The following is a 17631-nucleotide window of genomic DNA, read 5'->3' as shown; positions in this document are numbered from 1 at the left end:
TCCGTGGACGCCGCGCAGCGCCCGATCAAGCGCGCGCTCGTCAGCGTCTACGACAAGACCGGCCTGGAAGAGCTCGCGCGCGGGCTGCACGAGGCGGGCGTCGAGCTGGTCTCCACCGGCTCGACCGCGGCAAAGATCGCCGCCGCCGGGGTGCCCGTCACCAAGGTCGAGGAGCTGACCGGCTTCCCCGAGTGCCTGGACGGCCGCGTCAAGACGCTGCACCCGAAGGTCCACGCGGGCATCCTCGCCGACCTGCGCCTGGAGGACCACCGCAACCAGCTCGCCGAGCTGGGCGTCGAGCCCTTCCAGCTCGTGGTCGTGAACCTCTACCCGTTCAAGGAGACCGTCGCCTCGGGCGCGTCGCCCGACGAGTGCGTCGAGCAGATCGACATCGGCGGCCCCTCGATGGTCCGCGCCGCCGCCAAGAACCACCCCTCGGTCGCGGTCGTCACCGACCCCGAGCGGTACGCCGACGTGCTCGCGGCCGTCCAGGCCGGCGGCTTCGACCTGCCCGCGCGCAAGCGGCTCGCGGGCGAGGCCTTCCAGCACACGGCCGCGTACGACGTGGCGGTCGCCGGCTGGTTCGCGGAGGGCTACGCGGCGGCCGACGAGTCCGGCTTCCCCGAGTTCATCGGCGCGACCTACGAGCGCAAGAACGTGCTCCGCTACGGCGAGAACCCCCACCAGGGCGCCGCTCTCTACGTCGACGGCACGGGCGGCCTCGCCGAGGCCGAGCAGCTCCACGGCAAGGAGATGTCGTACAACAACTTCACGGACACGGACGCCGCGCGCCGTGCCGCGTACGACCACGACGAGCCCTGCGTCGCGATCATCAAGCACGCCAACCCGTGCGGCATCGCGGTCGGCGCGGACGTCGCCGAGGCGCACCGCAAGGCACACGCCTGCGACCCGCTGTCCGCGTTCGGCGGTGTGATCGCGGTCAACCGCCCGGTCTCCAAGGAGATGGCCGAGCAGGTCGCCGAGATCTTCACCGAGGTCATCGTCGCGCCGGACTACGAGGACGGCGCCCTCGAAGCCCTCACCAAGAAGAAGAACATCCGCGTGCTGCGCGCCGACGGGGCGCCGTCCACCGCGGTCGAGGTCAAGCAGATCGACGGCGGCGCGCTGCTCCAGGTCACCGACCGTCTCCAGGCCGAGGGCGACGACCCCGCCCACTGGACGCTCGCCACGGGTGACGCCCTGAGCGAGAGCGAACTCGCCGAGCTGGCGTTCGCGTGGAAGGCGTCCCGCGCGGTGAAGTCCAACGCGATCCTGCTCGCCAAGGACGGCGCCTCGGTCGGCGTCGGCATGGGCCAGGTCAACCGCGTCGACTCCGCGAAGCTCGCCGTCGAGCGGGCGGGCGAGGAGCGGGCCCGAGGCTCGTACGCGGCCTCCGACGCGTTCTTCCCCTTCCCCGACGGTCTGGAGATCCTGACCGCGGCGGGCGTCAAGGCCGTGGTCCAGCCGGGCGGTTCGGTCCGCGACGAGCTGGTCGTGGAGGCGGCGAAGAAGGCAGGCGTCACGATGTACTTCACGGGGACGCGTCACTTCTTCCACTGAGCGCCGAGCGGTTGAGACCCCCAGCAGTCGGACATGCCGAAGGCCGCGCCTTTCCTTCCGGAAAGGCGCGGCCTTCGCGCGTACCGCTGCCGCGGTGCGGCGGCGCGCTAGTTGTTGGAGCGCTGGACCACCATCGTCTTGGCGGCCTTGTCGTGCCAGCCCTGCTGACGCCCGGTCTTGTCCCAGAAGGGGGACAGGTAGACGAGGAGCGCGCCGATGCCACAGGCCAGGGAGCCGACCATCGGGATGATGTAGCGGATGAAGGCCGCGCCGATGCCGGGCTTGCGGCCGGTCTCGGCGTCGATGACGCGGACGCCGACGGCGAGCTTGCCGAGCGTGCCGCCGACGAGGGCCGTCATCAGCCACTCGTAGAGCAGGCCGACGACCGCGAAGACGGCGATCGCGGCACCCATGCTGGACGCGATGTCGGAACCGGCGTCGTCCATGCAGCTCTGGTAGGTGGTCGAGCCGGGGTCGCAGTCCGAGGCCGCCCCCGCGATGCCGGCGATGCCTATGACGCCGAGGATGCCGTAGATGATGCCGAACGCCACGCCATCGATCACGCGGGCGCCGAAGCGGCGGCCCATGGACGCCACGGTGGGACCGCCGCCCGGGTAGCCGTAACCGCCGCCGGGCTGCTGCGGGTACGCGCCGTACGGGGACGCCGGGGGCTGCTGCTGGTAGCCGTAGCCCTGCTGCGGTACGCCCTGCGGGGCCTGCTGGGGGTAGCCGTAGCCGGGCTGGCCCGGCGCCTGGCCGTAACCGGGCTGCCCCTGGGGCTGCTGGCCGTAACCGGGCTGCCCCTGCGGCTGCTGGCCGTAGGGGTTGTTGGGGTCGCCGTAACTCATGGCGGTCTTCCTCCGTCGGGATGGTGCGGGGACGACGCGGCACATCACGGAGGAAGGCGTTACAGATGCGGTCCGTCCCCCCGACACTGCCCGCGGCACTGTGCCGCACATGGTTCTTTAGCCATGGCTTATTTGTCCAGCCGCGCAACGCATGTGTTGTGCAAGTGCAACCTCGCTGATCAGCGGGCGAGACGCGGTGGCGCCCTGATTGGAACCGGGCGGCCCTCATCCGGGAAGATGGGGTCATGACCGCCCAGATTCTCGATGGCAAGGCCACCGCAGCCGCGATCAAGTCCGAACTGACCGCCCGCGTGGCGGCTCTGAAGGAGAAGGGCGTTACGCCCGGACTCGGTACCGTCCTGGTCGGTGACGACCCGGGCAGCCAGAAGTACGTCGCGGGCAAGCACCGCGACTGCGCGCAGGTCGGCATCGCCTCCATCCAGCGCGAACTGCCCGCCACGGCCTCCCAGGAGGAGATCGAGGCGGTCGTGCGCGAACTCAACGACGACCCCGCCTGCACCGGCTACATCGTCCAACTCCCGCTGCCCAAGGGCATCGACGAGAACCGCGTCCTGGAGCTCATGGACCCGGACAAGGACGCCGACGGCCTGCACCCGATGAACCTCGGCCGCCTCGTCCTGAACGAGCCGGCCCCGCTGCCCTGCACCCCGTACGGCATCATCCGGCTGCTGCGGCAGCACGGCGTGGAGATCAAGGGTGCCGAGGTCGTGGTCGTCGGGCGCGGTGTCACCATCGGCCGGCCGATGCCGCTGCTGCTCACCCGCAAGTCCGAGAACGCCACGGTCACGCAGTGCCACACCGGCACCCGTGACCTCGCCGCGCACCTGAAGCGGGCCGACATCATCGTGGCCGCCGCGGGCGTCCCGCACCTCATCAAGCCCGAGGACGTGAAGCCGGGCGCCGCGATCCTGGACGTCGGCGTCTCGCGCGACGAGAGCGGCAAGATCGTCGGGGACGTCCACCCGGGCGTTGCCGAGGTCGCCGGGTGGATCTCCCCGAACCCGGGCGGTGTCGGCCCGATGACCCGCGCCCAGCTCCTGGTGAACGTGGTCGAGGCCGCCGAGCGCATCGCCGCCGCGAGCTGACCCGGGGAAGGGGCGCGCTCATGAACGCAGAATCCGAGCGGAAATCCGCGGGAGCCGCGCGGGCCGCGGGGTCCGCGCGGGCCGCGGGGTCCGCGGGGTCCGCGGGAGCAGCGGAGTCCGCCGAGGCGGAGCCGTCCGGGGCCTCCGGCGCGCACCCGGCCGGTGAGGCACAGGCACAGGCACCGGCACCGACGCCGACATCCGAGCCGGCACCGACGCCGGCATCCGAGCCGGCACCGACGCCGGCATCCGAGCCGGAAACGGAGCCGGAGCTGGAGCTGGAGCCGGAGAACGTCGAGGCCAAGGGCGCCGTCAGCGCGCCGGGGCCCGACGGCGAACCGCGGAAGGTCTCGCGCCGCTTCCCGCTGTTCACCCGTGACACCGCCCGCCCCGAGGGCGGCGGCCGCGCGGCCCCCGGCGACGCCCCCGCTCCCGCCCGCCAGTGGCCGCTGCTCGGCGTCATCGGCCTGGTCGGACTCGGACTGCTGCTCACCGCGCTCGACGTGTTCCGGATCGGCACGGTGCTGGTCGGCCTGGCGCTCATCGGCGGAGCCGTGCTGCGGTGGGCGCTGCCGGACGTCGGCATGCTGGCGGTGCGCTCGCGGTTCACGGACATGGTGACGTACGGGGTGCTCGGCGGGGCCATCGTCCTGCTGGCCCTGATGGCGCAGCCGAAGCCGGTCCTGGAGATCCCGTTCCTGGACGACACGCTGCACTTCACGATCGACAGCTGACCCGGCGCCGACGCCCGGCACCCGCACCCGGGCCCGCCGGCGCCCCGAGCAGAGCGTGACGGTGGCCCGTCCTCCCCCGGAGGGACGGGCCACCGTCGTTCTTGTCGGCTTCAGGAGCGGACTACTTGTCGGCTTCAGGCGCGGACTACCACCAGACGCCGCCGCGCAGCTTGGCCCAGGTGTTCTTGCCGACCTGACCGTCGACGGAGATCCTGGCCTTCTTCTGGACGGTCTTCACCGCGTTGTACGTCTTGGTGCCGAACTGCCCGTCCACGCCGAGGATCGTCGGGTAGCTGGTGTTCCGGTTGATCAGGCACTGCACTTCCTTGATCCGCTTCTTCGCGGCGGCGCCCGTCTGACCGGACTTGGTCAGCGCGGTCCCGGAGTAGTAGCCGCAGGAGTAGGCGGCGCGCGAGTCCTGGGCCGCCGGGGCGGTGGCCGACGGTGCGGCGGTGGCAGCCGGTGCGATGGCCAGGCCCGAACCGAGGGCGGCCGTCGCGACGGCCAGCCCGATGCGCTTGCGAGTGATCATGTCTCCCTTTCGTGGCCGCGGGCCGGGTCCCCCCGTTGGGTCCCCCGACAGCCCGCGGTCCGAGTCGGTACCGGTGGTCGGCCGGTGCCGTGCTGCTGGTGCAAAAAGCTACGGCGGAGCCCCCGGGGGCGTCGTCACACGCCGGGTTGACGTTCGGGCACGCCGAACGCGGTAGCCGCGCGGTTCCTCCAACTACCGCGGTACCGCAGGAGGTTGACGTGCCACCGCCCGGACGGGGGTTACGCTGCGGCGATGCGCATCCGCCCCGTCGTCGTCGACGCGCTCATCGCGGCAGCCCTGACCACGGTGGCCGTGCTGCTCGGCCAGGAGTCCGCACGGCAGGGCTGGCCGGAACTCGACCCCCTCGGTTATGCGCTCGTGGCCCTCGTCAACCTGCCCGCGGTCCTGCGCGGCAAGGCACCGCTCACCGTGCTCCTCTTCGTGCACGCGGTGTGGATCGTGTACGTCACCGCCGGGTACTGGCCCGTCCTGAACACCTTCGCGCCCATGCTCGCCGTCTACACCGTGGCGTCCGCGCGGCCCGCCCGCGTCTCCCTGCCCTGCGCGGCCCTCATGGGCACCGTATGGATCTACGCGGGCCTGTTCGCCGAGGGTGCGGCAATGCCCGCGGTCGTCGCCCAGGCGATCGGCTTCCCCCTGGTGATCTGGCGCTTCGGCAACGCCGCGCGCCGTACGGCCGAACTGGCCCGGCAGCTCAAACGGGAGCAGGACGAGCGGGCCAGGCGCGAGGTCCAGCAGGAGCGGGGACGCATCGCGCGGGAGCTGCACGACGTCGTGGCGCACCACATGTCGGTCATATCCGTGCAGGCGGGCCTCGCGACCTTCGTCTTCGGCTCGGACCCGCCCACGGCGCGCGCTGCGCTCGGCACCATCGCGGGCACCAGCGGTGAGGCGCTCGAAGAGCTGCGCCGCATGCTGCGGGTGCTGCGCGCCGAGGACGGCGACGACGAGGACGGCGCACCGGAGGCGCCCATGCCGGGCCTCGCCCGTCTCGACGAGATGGTCGACCGGGTACGGGCCGGGGGAATCCCGGTCGAGCTGCGCGTGACGGGAACCCCGCGGCCGCTCGCGCCCGGCGTGGAGCTGTGCGCGTACCGCGTGGTGCAGGAGGCGCTGACCAACGTACTGAAGCACGCGGGCGGCGCGGGCACCGCCGTGGAACTCGCCTACCGGCACCGCCACATCGAGGTCTCCGTCATCAACGACGGTGAGGGGGTGATTCCGGACAAGGTACGGACAGGCGCGGGGCACGGCTTGATTGGTATGCGGGAGCGGGCCAAGCTCTACGGCGGGACGATCAGCATCGGCCCGCTGAGCGAGGGGGGATTCGCCGTGCGCCTCACCCTGCCGACCTCGGCCCGGGCCGCGGCGCAGGGGGACGACACCACGGGATGACCGGCTCCGTCAAAGTACTTGTCGTGGACGACCAGTTCCTCATCCGCGCGGGACTGGTCGGACTGCTGCGTGCCGCGCCCGGCATGGAGGTCGTGGGCGAGGCGGGCGACGGCGACGAGGCCGTGGCGCTCGCCGCCCGGACGCGGCCCGACGTCATCCTCATGGACATCCGGATGCCCGGCATGAACGGCATCACGGCCACCGCGAAAATCCTCGCCCAGGCGTCCGAACCCGCGCCGCGGGTCCTGGTCCTGACCACGTTCGACCTCGACGAGTACGTGTACGGGGCGCTGCGCGCCGGGGCCTCGGGTTTCCTGCTCAAGGACTCGGGGCCGGAGCGGCTGCTCGCCGCGGTGGCGGCGGTCGGCGGCGGCGACGCGCTCTTCGCGCCCAGCGTGACGCGCCGCCTCGTCGAGGCGTTCGCGCGGCAGACGGCGGGGCCGGCCGGCGGCGACAAGGGCGACCCGCCACCCGACCTGGCGGCGCTGACCGGGCGCGAGGTGGAGGTCCTGAAGCTGATCGCGCGCGGCCTGACCAACGCGGACATCGCCGAGCGCCTCTACATCAGCGAGGCCACCGTCAAGACGCACCTCAACCGCACCATGAGCAAGCTCGACCTGGACAGCAGAGCCCAAGCGGTGGTCGTGGCCTACGAGTCGGGCCTCGTCACACCGGGAACACCGTGAGCTTCCCGAGCCCAGAGCGCGAGTTCGATCCTCGTCACCGTGCCACTCGCGTGCCATGACGTCCCTCGGATACGTCAGGCTGGATGCCAGGCAACACAGGACAGGGGGAGCCGGCCGAGGAGTAAGCCGGGAAGCCTCCTCTCCTGCTCACCCGCCCGGGCCGTACGTTCACCGATCACCTGATGAGCGGTGTTCAGTCGGGGGACGCGAAGGCCGGCTCGGTGCGCGCTATGACCCCTGCGATTCGTGCTGCCAGGCGTAAGGTCGACCTGGGTCCGGCGCCCTGGCAGACCCTCGATGTTCTGGTACCGGCGGTCCGGTGCTCCCAGCGACCAGGTGGCGGAGCTCCGCAAGCTCACGGACAACGTTTCCGGCTACGTGGCGGAAGCCGTGGCCCGCCAGATTCGGCACCAGCTGCTGGGCGATGACCTTCGCCGTCACGAGGAAGAACACGGACGCTTCAGTGACGAGGAACTCGCCGAGGCCCGTTCGAAGATCTTCGGTGCCGCCGGCTCCTCCAAGGACGCGGACGCCGCGTGAGCGAGCGCATCGAAACCGTTGTCCTGGACGCGGAGGGACTCTCCGCCTGGATCGCGCAGGACCGCAAGCTCCTCGCGATGTTGCAGGTCTTCCACGACATGGGAGCCGACCTGGTGATCGGGGCCAATACCGTCGTGGAAGCCAGCCACTCCCGCACCAACATGCCTCGCCTGAACTGGGCCCTCTCCCGCGTCAAAGTGGAGCCGGTCACCGAACAAGCGGCGAAAGCGGCAGCGGCACTGCTCAAGGGCGCTGGGCTGCACGGCCACAAGTACGCCATCGACGCCACGGTCGCCGAGGTCGCCCTACGTCAGCCGAAACCCGTCGCCATCCTGACCTCCGACGGCGACGGCATGACCAAGCTCTGTGGCAACCAGGTCCGCATCATCCCTCTCTGACCCTCCAGCCCACCCGGAGCATGAACCTCAGCAGCTTCTGGTGCACTGCCGCCACCCGTGCCCCATCCGCGCCCAGCGGAGCGGACAACAGCGGTCATGTCAGGGCGGAATCGATTCCCGGCACCCGCTCTTTTCGTACGGACGCGATCAGGGCCGAGTCATCTCAGAGTCGGCCCTGATCGCGTGCTGGCGCACTCGAAGGCTCAGAGCGATGCCTTGACTTCGAGGCTTCCGGCCCTGATGGCTCCCCGTAGGGCGTGGGCGATCTCCTCGGGCTTCAGGTCGATGCCGTCGAGCCCCTCCATGGTCAGCGGAATTTCCTCCAGCGCGTATTCACCGCGGCCTTCGGCGCTGAATTCGGGACCGGTGCGGTCATCGAAGGACCACGTCGCGATACGGGCGAAGTAGAAGAGCTGCCGCTCGTCGTCGGACTCCATCGTGTGGAGGAGGCGGATGATGTCGGCCTTCCCTGCGATCTCCTCGTGGATCTCGCGGTGGAGGGCCGCCTCCCGGGACTCGTCGCTGGGTTCGACGCCGCCGCCGGGCAGGACCCAGTATTCGGGGGTGCCGGGCCGGGTGCGGCGGATGACCAGCATCGTGTCGTCTGCGGTGACGAGGACGGCGCGGACTCGTTCCATCATTTCGGTTTGTCTCCTTGCTTGTCGGTGGTCTCAGTGCAGTAGCCAGCCGCCGTCGACGTGGACGGACTGCCCCGTGATGAACGAGGCTGAGGGGCCCGCGAGAAACGCCACCAGGGCCGCGACATCCTCGGGCCGACCACGGCGCGGGACACACTGGCGCTTGATCTGGTCCTCCGGCCGCGCGCGGTGCTGGGCGGGGAGGGTGTTCTCGGCCTCGACCTGGATGGCACCGGGCATGACCGTGTTGACGCAGATCCCGTACGGACCAAGTTCGCGGGCGAGGGAGCGGGTCAGTCCCAGCAGCCCTGCCTTCGCGGTGCTGTACGCGACGAGGTTCGTCCGGCCGGCGCGGGCGTTGACACTGCCGATGTTCACGATCCGGCCCCAGCGGCGTTCGATCATGCCGGGGGTGAGCACGTGGCAGGCGCGGTAGTGAGCGGTGAGGTTCACGTCGAGGGAGTAGGCCCAAGCAGTCTCGTCGGTGTCCTGCCAGGCGACGCGGGGGTAGGAGCCCGCGTTGTTCACCAGGATGTCGACGGGTCCGATTTCAGCGTGGACGAGGTCGGCCATGGTGTGGACGGAGCATGGATCGGTCAGGTCGGCGTTCACCGCGATCCCGGGGCTGCCCGCGCGTTCGAAGGCGGTGAGGAGGGCGTGGGCGTCGGGGTCCTGGCCGAGGTGACGGTGGAGCCTTGTGCCGCACTGGGCCGGTGCGAGAGCGGAATCGTGCGGGTCCGTGCGTTGTCAGTGGGCATCGCCGCCGTCGGCTCCTCTCAACGTGTCCAGGCAGGCTCCAACAGGCCCTGAACAGGGCCGATTCGAGCGATTCTGGGTTCTGCGGAGTGATGTTCAGTCAACGACGGGCCGCACTCCCGGGACAGGGCCCAGGATGTAGTCCCGCGTAACCCCGCGTAATCCAGGTGGGGAGGGGTGACGGTGCCGAAGAACCCGGCCATCGCTGAACTGATCAAGCGGGCCTGCCAGGAACGCGGCTGGGGACCCTCGGAGTTGGCGCGCGCCCTCGGCCTCGCTGAATGCGGTGACCCGCGTCGCCTGCAGCGCCAGCACGCCCGGCGGTGGATAGAAGGCGAACGAACCCCCGGCCACTGGTGGCCCTACATCGCGCAGGTGCTGGCCCTGGATCCCGAGGCGATCAACCTCCCGGAGCCCACGCCTGCGGCACCCCACACAGATACCGTTGCATCAGTCCTGCACCTGGGAAGGAGCGACGTGGAACGCCGGGAGTTCATCCTCGCCTCCAGCGGATACGCGCTGTCCGCACTCGGCCTGCCCGACATGGACAGCATCACCCGCCGAACCAAGACCGCCCTTCCCGGAGCGGTCCGCGTCGGCCAGGGCGAAGTGGCCGCCGTACGGCACATGGTCAAGGCCCTCGGCGACTCCGCCTCCGAACTCGGTGGCGGGCACGCCCGTCACCTGGCTGTCCGCTACCTCACCCAAGACGTCGCCCCCTGGCTGGAGGGCCACTTCACTGAAGCCACCGGCCGCGACCTGTTCGCCGCAACCTCCCAGCTCGTCCACCTCGCCGGCTGGATGGCGCAGGACGAAGGTGACACCCCCGAACTGCGCGGGCTCGCCCAGCGCTACTACGCGCATTCCTTCCGCCTGGCCGCCGAAGCCTGCGATCCCGAGCTGTCCGCCACGGCTCTTCGCGGCCTCGCCGTCCAGTGCGTCGACCTCGGCTACCGGGCCGAAGCCGTCCAGCTCGGCGAAGCCTGCGTGGAGTACGGCCGCCACCTCGACAACCCGCGTGCGGTCGCCTATTACGAGGCCACCCTCGCCAACGCCGCCGCCCAGGACGATGACCCCCGCATGGCGACCAGGCACCTCGCCCTGTCCGAGGCCGCCATCGGCAAGCCGACCGCCGCAGCCGGCGACTCCTGGGCCGCCCATTACTCCCCCGGCCGCTGGGCCCACGAGTCCGGCATGATCCTCTCCCGTCTCGGCGACCTCGACGCCGCCGAGGAACACCTCCACCTCGCCCTCGACATCCACGGTCTCGACCGCCGCCGCACCCGCGCCATCGTCCTCGCCGACCTCGGCGGCGTGCGCCTGCGCCAAGGCGACGTCGACGGCGCCATGGCCACCTGGAGCGAGTTCCTGGACTGCGCCGACGGCATCCGCTCGGTGAAGGTCCAGGCCGCCCTTCAGGACATGCGCGTCCGCTTGCGCCGGTACGGCGGCCTCCCGGAGGCGCAGGAGCTCGGAGAGCGGGCGGCCCGCGTCACGGGCTGAGGGCTGTCCCTCAAACGATCGCCTGGGCCAGGACCTGGGCTGCGGTCGCTCCTGGCGATCGAGCCCGCGGGAAGAGCTGGGGGAGGACCCGCTCAGCCAGGTCGGTGTTCGCCGCGAGAGGGCAGGGGGTCAGCCCTTGGCATGGCGATCAGTGTTCAGTTCCGGAGCGGCCTCCGTGACCCGCACGGCGAGCGGGTCGAGGGTGGCCGAGGCACGGTGCATATCCGCCGCGGAGTCTCCCGGACCTCGTGCCACAACGTGCCAGTAGGGGCAGTAAACAGCGGTCGACAAGGGGTCCGGAGAAGCAGTCACGACGCCGGGGCCCGAGACGGCCAACGCAGTTGCCTCAGGCGGGGCACTCGCACCTCGCGTGGATCTGTACCTACTGGTATGTACGCTCGGTGTGACGTTGCCGTTCTCCCTTGGAGGCTCCATGCCGCTCGTTCGCATTGATGTTCTGGGCTGTGACGGCCGGCGATTGAAGGCATTGGGGCGGGCCGTCCAGGAGGCGCTGGGCGAGACGATGGGAATCCCGGACGACGATCATTTCCAGATCCTGACCGGACACGACGGAGAGCGCGGCGTTGTACGTCACGGCACCTACCTCGGGGTGCGGCGGGACGACGGCATCGTGTACGTGGCGATCACCTTGCGGGGTGGACGGTCGGCCGCGCAGAAGCAGGCGCTGTACCGACGTATCGCCGAGCTCGCCCAGGAATACGCAGGGACGGAACCCCGCAACATGTTCGTCGTGCTGACTGAGAACACCAATGCTGACTGGTCGCTCGGCAATGGGGAGGCTCAGTACCTCGACTAGGACGGTGATGGGTTTGAGGGGGCAGGTGCTCGTCGGATCCGGAAGGTCGGACTGGGCCGTCCAAGGCAAGGAGCCGCAGCCCCCGCCACCACGCCCCGGGCGTCGCGAGGGCCCGGCTCCCCGGGATGCCGCTGGACGAAGTCACGAGCAGCCGCGCCGGCACAAGGCGGACTGCCCCCGGCGGTCGTCGTTCAGCAGGTGACGACCTTTCCGTAGGAGCCGCGGCCCCAGTTCCACTCCCACTGCTGGCCAGGCTGGTACGTGAGGCAGGGCGAGTCGTTGCCCCAGTCGATGACGACCTTCAGGTGCATGGTCTCGCGGCAGTTGTTCGTGACCTTGACGTACTTCCGGTGCTTGATCACGTCCCGCTTCACACAGGCCGGCGCGGTGCCCCGCACCGTGGCCTCGGCCGCGGGGGCCGTGGCGAGACAGGTGCCGAGGAGGGCGGAGGCGGCGACGAGGCCGCCCGCGAGACGCTTGCCGTACTTCATGTGCGGGTCCCTTCGTGAGTGCGTGTGTTGCCCCTGCACTCTGCCGATCTCCGGGGGGCCGGGGCCGCAGAATTGGCCGAAGTACGCCCTTTCGGGTCAATCCCCACCCGTACTCGTGGAACGCGATGAAGACGGTGCCCGTCCTCTCCCCCGTGGGAGGACGGGCACCGTCGTCGGGAGGAATGATTCCCGCGGGAATCACCCGATGTAAGCGGTGTGTTCCGCTCGTGATCCAGAGTCATGGACGCGCCAACATCGTTCAAGGCCTGCCTGGCCCCTGTGGCACGGAGGTGACCATTCCGCAATCGTGTTCGAAGGCGTGCAACGACCCTGGTCCGATGTACGTGACCGGCCGTCGCGCGGCGGTGGGACACTGTTGGGCGAACCGTGGGAACTGACATCCTGGCTCCGCGCATCCCTCTCGGTAGGGCGGCGGCCCGGCAGGCGCGGGCGCAGGACAGGTACGTACGGGGGCACGACAGGCACGTACGGGGGGAATAGGGGGAGTAATGCCTCGTTGGAAGGCGCTGCCGGATGAGCTCGACCCTGAGGTCAGGGAGTTCGCCGACCAGCTCCGCAGGCTCGTGGACCGCAGTGGTCTGAGCATCGCGGCGGTCTCGGACCGGACCGGCTACAGCAAGACGTCGTGGGAGCGCTATCTGAACGGGCGGCTGCTCGCGCCCAAGGGCGCGATCGTCGCGCTGGCCGAGGTGACGGGCACACCGCCCGTGCACCTCATCACCATGTGGGAGCTCGCGGAGCGCGCCTGGAGCCGCTCCGAGATGCGCCACGACATGACCATGCAGGCGATACGCATATCCCAGGCGCGGGCCGCGCTGAAGGAGGCGGAACAGCGCCAGGCGTCCTCCCCCGCCAAATCCAGGCCGAAGCCGGGCAAGTCGCCCGCCAAGGACGACGCGGCTCCGGCGCGCAACGGCTCCGCGGGCGTCGGCGGCATGACGGGCGTGGCGGGTCCCGCGGGCGTGTCGCCCACGGTGCCGCCGCGCACCCCGGCCTCCCACCCCGCCCCGGGCGCCCCGGGCCCCGACTCCTCGTACGGGGCCCCCTCCTCGTACGGCGACGCCTCCGCGTCGGCCTTCGGCGCGGGCGCCGTGGCCGGGGGAGAGGGACAGCCGCCGGGCGGCCCGCGGGCGGCCGGGCCGGGCGGTGACCCGTCCGACGGGCAGCAGCGCAAGCGGAAGCTGACGATGTTCCTCGCGGGGGTGGTCGGAGCCCTCGTCGTGATCGCGGCGGCGGTCTTCCTGACCGACCTCGGCGGCGGCGACAAGAAGAACGACAAGGCGGAGCCGTCCAAGTCCCCCACCTCCAGCGAGGCGAAGCTGCCCGCGGGCGTCAAGTGCAGCGGCGCGGACTGTGCGGGCAAGGACCCCGAGAACATGGGCTGCGGCGGCGAGCTGGCGAAGACCACCTCGCGGGCCACGGTCGGCAAGACGCTGGTCGAGGTGCGCTACAGCAAGACGTGCGGGGCGGCGTGGGCGCGGATCACCCAGGCCACGCCGGGCGACAAGGTCACGGTCACCGGCTCGGGCAAGGGCGCCGACGCCAAGCAGAACAGCACGGTCAACGCGGACTTCGACGCGTACACGCCGATGGTCGCGGTCAAGGCGGGCACCTCCGCGGAGGCCTGCGCGACACTGGCCTCGGGGCAGACGGGCTGCACGCAGTAGGGCCGGCCCGGGGCTGCATGCAGTAGGACCCTTTGGCTGCGCGCGGGAGGACCCGCGGAGCGGGCCGCGAAAAGAATTTCCCGCAATTTCCGATGGGACGTGCATGAGCCGTTCATCGCGGGGCAGGCGGACGGTACCCCCACGGGAGTGGTTCACACCCCCACAGCGGCCGCCACCCTCCCCCCCCCCGGTGGCGGCCGCCCCCTTTTCCCGGCATCACGGTGACGCTGTGGGCCGGGCCACAGGGGCCCGGGGGCCGGGGGTGGCCGGGGCGCGATAGCCTGGCGGCGGATCTCTCTTGATGCCAAGAGATCGATCATCGAGAGGCGATCGAGGACTCGAAGAGGCGTCGGCGGGGATCCAGGAATCAGGGGATCCAGTAGAGGGACACGGGACCCCACCGCCAGCTGTCTTACGGAGATCGCCATGACCCGCACTCCCGTGAATGTCACCGTCACCGGCGCGGCCGGCCAGATCGGCTACGCGCTGCTCTTCCGCATCGCCTCGGGCCACCTGCTCGGCGCGGACGTGCCGGTCAACCTGCGCCTTCTGGAGATCACGCCGGCCCTGAAGGCCGCCGAGGGCACCGCCATGGAGCTCGACGACTGTGCCTTCCCGCTGCTGAACTCGATCGAGATCAGCGACGACCCGAACGTCGCCTTCGACGGCGCCAACGTCGCCCTCCTCGTCGGCGCCCGCCCCCGCACCAAGGGCATGGAGCGCGGCGACCTGCTCTCCGCCAACGGCGGCATCTTCAAGCCGCAGGGCAAGGCCATCAACGACAACGCCGCGGACGACATCAAGGTCCTCGTCGTCGGCAACCCGGCCAACACCAACGCGCTCATCGCGCAGGCCGCCGCCCCGGACGTACCGGCCGAGCGCTTCACCGCGATGACCCGCCTCGACCACAACCGCGCGCTGTCGCAGCTGTCGAAGAAGACCGGCGCCCCGGTCTCCGACATCAAGCGCCTCACCATCTGGGGCAACCACTCGGCCACCCAGTACCCGGACATCTTCCACGCGGAGATCGCCGGCAAGAACGCCGCCGACGTCGTGAGCGACCAGGCCTGGCTCGCCGACGAGTTCATCCCGACCGTCGCCAAGCGCGGCGCCGCGATCATCGAGGCCCGCGGCGCGTCCTCGGCCGCCTCCGCCGCCAACGCCGCCATCGACCACGTCCACACGTGGGTCAACGGCACGGCCGCCGGTGACTGGACCTCCATGGGTGTCCCGTCCGACGGTTCGTACGGCGTTCCGGAGGGCCTCATCTCCTCCTTCCCCGTCACCACCCAGGACGGCAAGTACGAGATCGTCCAGGGCCTGGACATCAACGAGTTCTCGCGCACGCGCATCGACGCGTCCGTGCAGGAGCTCACCGAGGAGCGCGAGGCCGTCCGCGGTCTCGGCCTCATCTGAGCGACAGCGCATCTGAGCGACACCGCATCTGAACGACAGCGCACCTGAACGACACCGCCGGGCGCCCGCGCCCGTGAGGTGACCCGCCCCCGGCAGCCGCTCCCCGCGGCCGCCGGGGGCGGTTTCGTTCGTCCCTCCACTGTTCACCGGTTCGGGGGACCGGGGCACCCTTTGCCCGTCAGGGGCCCGCGCCCTGCCATAACTTGCCCGCATGCACGACGACCCGCCGCGGCGGCAGTACGCGAACACCGAGGCCACCCGGCTGCTCTGCGCAGGCGTATGGCTGAACCCGCCGTTCGGCAGGCGCGTGGTCGATGAACTCGTCGGGCACGCCGAGCGCCCCGTCGCCCCGGCCCTCGGCGCCGACGTCCTCCCGGTGCTCGCCCACGCGCTGCGCGCCCGCCGCGCCGAGGTGCGCACCGCCCTGCTGCTGCTCGCCGCCTGGGCCGGGTTCCTCGCCAGCGACTCGCTGATGATCTGGGACACCCTGGAGGACCGGGCGGGCGGCGAGACCGGACTCTCCGGCACAGACATCGCGCTGCTCGCCGTCGAACCCGGTGACTACGGCGAGCGCTCCGGGCCCTGGGACGAGTTCGGCGCCCTGCTGCCGGGCGGCTGGGCCGTCTCGTACGCCGTGGTCGTGCTGCTGCTCTGGCTGGCCAGGGTCGTCTCCGGGCGCCCCACGGACGGCGCACCGCCCCGGGAGCCGCGGCTCCCGCCCGTCCTCGCCTGGCTGCGGCGCCGCGTCGCCCTGCTGCTGAACCTGTTCGCCTGGTCGACGGCGGCCGCGTACGGGATCGAGGCGCTGGCCGGGATCGACGGCAGCCCCTACCCCGTGATCTTCCCGCTGCTCATGGGGGCCGTGGTGTGGCGGCACCAGTTCTCCGCCAGGCGGACGCTGCGCGCCGAGCTCGCCCGGCGGAACTTCGACGGGGCCGCCCAGTCGCGCCTGCCGCGCCGGTACGCGCGGATCGCCGAGTGCCTGCGCCGCGAGCAGGAAGCCCCGCTCACCCTGTACGACGCCAACCGCCCCTTCATCGGCTCAGGCACCCCCCGCAAGCCGTGGTCCGTCGTCCTGGAGCTGCGCCGCCGCGAGAGCGAGGAGCGGGAGAGCGAGGAGCGGGCGGGCGAGAAGCGCGGGAGCGAGGGCCCGGAGCAGCCGGGCGGCGGCGTGCCCCGGCAGGGTGCGCACCCGCGGGTACCGCTCGCCGCGCGTGACGTCATCGAGATGATCCGGCCTCGCCTGGAGGCCCTGCGCACGTCCGCCGCGGCCACCGGCAGGGACCGGCTGCGCGACCTGGAGATCGAGGAGTTCGTCTGCCTCCCCGCGGGCCCCGGCCGCGACGAGCCGCTGCACGCGGGGCCCGGCGAGGAGCCCGCGGCGGTCTACGACCCCGTCCAGGCCGGGCGCCACATCGCCGACGCGGCGGGCGAGGGCGGCGAGGCCAGGCGGCACTTCCTGCGCATCCGGGTCGGCGCCTGGGACGAACAGGTCGTCGTCTCGCTGCTTGTCAGGGTGCACACGCAGGGCGGCATGCTGGTCCTCGAAGTGGTGCCGCACGTGCTCGGGCCGATCATCCAGGAGTTCCGCGCGGTCGACCGGATCGTGGCGGGTGAACCGGGGGGCCCGCTGCGCGACGCCCTGCGCGCCTGCGTCGACGCCCCCGCGTCCGGCTTCGCGATCGGCGTGGCCGCGCTGCGCACGCTGCCGTCCCTCGGGGCCTCGCTCCGGTTCTGGCTGGCCGCCGACGACGCGGTCGCCCCCACGTGGCTGCGGCCGCGGGCCGCGGCCGCCCTGCGCGTGCTGCGGCGGCGCTGCTCGGCGCGCTGGCCCGCGCTGCCCGACGGCGTGCCGGCCGACGCCCCGCTCGTCTCGCTGCGCGAACTGGCCGCCACCGACAGCCTCTCCCTCTTCCAGGAGATGGACGTGGCGCGCTACACGAAGACCCTCCAGGACCGCATCGGCGAGGGCGTCCGCGAGGCGCTGCGCCTCGGCGGATACCGCACGGACCGCCTGGAGCAGCACATCACGCAGATCAACAACAGCGGGGTCTACATCGGGGAGATGTCCGGCGGCGCCCTCGCCACCGGCGACCACGGCCGGGCCGCGCACAACGAGAGGAGCACGGCATGAGCGGGGAGACGGGCACCGGCGGCGGGGCGCACGTGCAGATCGGGTCCATCAGCGGGGGCTCCCAGGCCTTCGGCGACCACGGCAGGGCCGAGTCCACCAACCAGACGATCGTGACCGGGCCGGGGTACGCACGCCTGCTCGCCTCGGTCCGCGCCCTGAGCGGCGAGCTGGAGCGGGCCGAGGGGCGCACGCCCGAGGACGAGGAGCTCGGCGCCGAACTCGCCGCCGTGGAGCGGGAGATCGGCCGCACCGGCCGCAGCGGGCCCCTCGCGAAGCTGCGCACCCTCCTTGAGCGGTACGGCGCCGCCACCGCGACGGCCGCCTCGGTGACGGCCGTCCTCCAGGCGATCGCCCAGATCCCGGGGTGA

At 71.4% G+C, this 17631-nt stretch carries 16 protein-coding genes, 1 tRNA gene and 2 pseudogenes; 14 read left to right on the top strand and 5 right to left on the bottom strand.

What is annotated here, in order from left to right:
* Nucleotides 1-3: 3 nt before the first annotated feature.
* Nucleotides 4-1560: a bifunctional phosphoribosylaminoimidazolecarboxamide formyltransferase/IMP cyclohydrolase gene (gene purH, locus ACRAKF_RS16270; RefSeq protein ID WP_447042009.1), complete on the top strand. Its 1557-nt coding sequence runs from the start codon at nt 4-6 to the stop codon at nt 1558-1560.
* 107 nt (nt 1561-1667) lie between these two features.
* On the opposite strand, the gene ACRAKF_RS16265 is transcribed toward purH, so the two are convergent.
* Nucleotides 1668-2408 (bottom strand): RDD family protein, encoded by a 741-nt coding sequence (locus ACRAKF_RS16265; protein ID WP_447037894.1) that lies wholly within the window; start codon nt 2406-2408, stop codon nt 1668-1670.
* A gap of 245 nt (nt 2409-2653) precedes the next feature.
* Here ACRAKF_RS16265 and ACRAKF_RS16260 point away from each other — a divergent pair, with 245 nt between their 5' ends.
* Nucleotides 2654-3514, top strand: coding sequence for a bifunctional methylenetetrahydrofolate dehydrogenase/methenyltetrahydrofolate cyclohydrolase (locus ACRAKF_RS16260; protein WP_447037893.1), 861 nt, complete (start codon nt 2654-2656; stop codon nt 3512-3514).
* Between the two features lie 20 nt (nt 3515-3534).
* Nucleotides 3535-4248, top strand: coding sequence for a DUF3017 domain-containing protein (locus ACRAKF_RS16255; RefSeq protein WP_447037892.1), 714 nt, complete (start codon nt 3535-3537; stop codon nt 4246-4248).
* Between the two features lie 145 nt (nt 4249-4393).
* Here the strand turns inward: ACRAKF_RS16255 and ACRAKF_RS16250 are convergent, their stop codons facing one another.
* Nucleotides 4394-4780, bottom strand: coding sequence for a peptidoglycan-binding domain-containing protein (locus ACRAKF_RS16250; RefSeq protein ID WP_447037891.1), 387 nt, complete (start codon nt 4778-4780; stop codon nt 4394-4396).
* A gap of 252 nt (nt 4781-5032) precedes the next feature.
* Between ACRAKF_RS16250 and ACRAKF_RS16245 the strand changes: the two genes are divergently transcribed.
* The 5 genes and pseudogenes from ACRAKF_RS16245 to ACRAKF_RS16225 all read left to right on the top strand — a co-directional run bounded on the left by ACRAKF_RS16245 (nt 5033) and on the right by ACRAKF_RS16225 (nt 7820).
* On the top strand, nt 5033-6196 hold the full coding sequence (locus tag ACRAKF_RS16245; RefSeq protein ID WP_447037890.1) for a sensor histidine kinase: 1164 nt from the start codon (nt 5033-5035) through the stop codon (nt 6194-6196).
* A pseudogene (locus ACRAKF_RS16240) lies at nt 6193-6873 on the top strand (response regulator); the annotation flags it as partial. The gene ACRAKF_RS16245 and the pseudogene ACRAKF_RS16240, both read left to right, overlap by 4 nt.
* Nucleotides 6832-6927 (top strand) — tRNA-Gly (locus ACRAKF_RS16235). The pseudogene ACRAKF_RS16240 and the gene ACRAKF_RS16235, both read left to right, overlap by 42 nt.
* A gap of 252 nt (nt 6928-7179) precedes the next feature.
* On the top strand, nt 7180-7422 hold the full coding sequence (locus ACRAKF_RS16230) for a hypothetical protein (RefSeq protein WP_447037889.1): 243 nt from the start codon (nt 7180-7182) through the stop codon (nt 7420-7422).
* A complete protein-coding gene (locus ACRAKF_RS16225; RefSeq protein ID WP_447037888.1) occupies nt 7419-7820 on the top strand; it encodes a DNA-binding protein in 402 nt (133 codons plus the stop codon). The genes ACRAKF_RS16230 and ACRAKF_RS16225 overlap by 4 nt, the downstream gene beginning before the upstream one ends.
* A gap of 203 nt (nt 7821-8023) precedes the next feature.
* Here the strand turns inward: ACRAKF_RS16225 and ACRAKF_RS16220 are convergent, their stop codons facing one another.
* Both ACRAKF_RS16220 and ACRAKF_RS16215 read right to left on the bottom strand, forming a co-directional pair.
* Complete coding sequence (locus ACRAKF_RS16220) at nt 8024-8461, bottom strand: NUDIX hydrolase (protein WP_447037887.1); 438 nt, start codon at nt 8459-8461, stop codon at nt 8024-8026.
* Nucleotides 8462-8491: 30 nt separating this feature from the next.
* Nucleotides 8492-9115: pseudogene (locus ACRAKF_RS16215) on the bottom strand (SDR family NAD(P)-dependent oxidoreductase); the annotation flags it as partial.
* A 282-nt stretch (nt 9116-9397) separates the two neighbouring features.
* Here ACRAKF_RS16215 and ACRAKF_RS16210 point away from each other — a divergent pair.
* Nucleotides 9398-10717 (top strand): tetratricopeptide repeat protein, encoded by a 1320-nt coding sequence (locus ACRAKF_RS16210; RefSeq protein ID WP_447037886.1) that lies wholly within the window; start codon nt 9398-9400, stop codon nt 10715-10717.
* 433 nt (nt 10718-11150) lie between these two features.
* Nucleotides 11151-11534, top strand: coding sequence for a tautomerase family protein (locus ACRAKF_RS16205; protein WP_447042008.1), 384 nt, complete (start codon nt 11151-11153; stop codon nt 11532-11534).
* Nucleotides 11535-11725: 191 nt separating this feature from the next.
* Here ACRAKF_RS16205 and ACRAKF_RS16200 read toward each other — a convergent pair whose 3' ends face one another.
* Entirely contained in the window at nt 11726-12025 is a 300-nt protein-coding gene (locus ACRAKF_RS16200) for an alpha-amylase (protein ID WP_447037885.1), read from the bottom strand.
* A 509-nt stretch (nt 12026-12534) separates the two neighbouring features.
* On the opposite strand from ACRAKF_RS16200, the gene ACRAKF_RS16195 reads away from it, so the two are divergent.
* The 4 genes from ACRAKF_RS16195 to ACRAKF_RS16180 all read left to right on the top strand — a co-directional run bounded on the left by ACRAKF_RS16195 (nt 12535) and on the right by ACRAKF_RS16180 (nt 17631).
* On the top strand, nt 12535-13713 hold the full coding sequence (locus tag ACRAKF_RS16195; protein ID WP_447037884.1) for an XRE family transcriptional regulator: 1179 nt from the start codon (nt 12535-12537) through the stop codon (nt 13711-13713).
* Between the two features lie 426 nt (nt 13714-14139).
* Nucleotides 14140-15129, top strand: coding sequence for a malate dehydrogenase (locus ACRAKF_RS16190; RefSeq protein ID WP_447037883.1), 990 nt, complete (start codon nt 14140-14142; stop codon nt 15127-15129).
* A 211-nt stretch (nt 15130-15340) separates the two neighbouring features.
* Nucleotides 15341-17263 (top strand): hypothetical protein, encoded by a 1923-nt coding sequence (locus ACRAKF_RS16185; RefSeq protein ID WP_447037882.1) that lies wholly within the window; start codon nt 15341-15343, stop codon nt 17261-17263.
* Nucleotides 17260-17631, top strand: coding sequence for a hypothetical protein (locus ACRAKF_RS16180; RefSeq protein ID WP_447037881.1), 372 nt, complete (start codon nt 17260-17262; stop codon nt 17629-17631). The genes ACRAKF_RS16185 and ACRAKF_RS16180 overlap by 4 nt, the downstream gene beginning before the upstream one ends.

Source organism: Streptomyces sp. DSM 118878 (genome assembly GCF_052936595.1).
The sequence above is the reverse complement of the archived record's forward strand: the minus strand, read 5'-3'. Positions and strand labels throughout refer to the sequence as shown.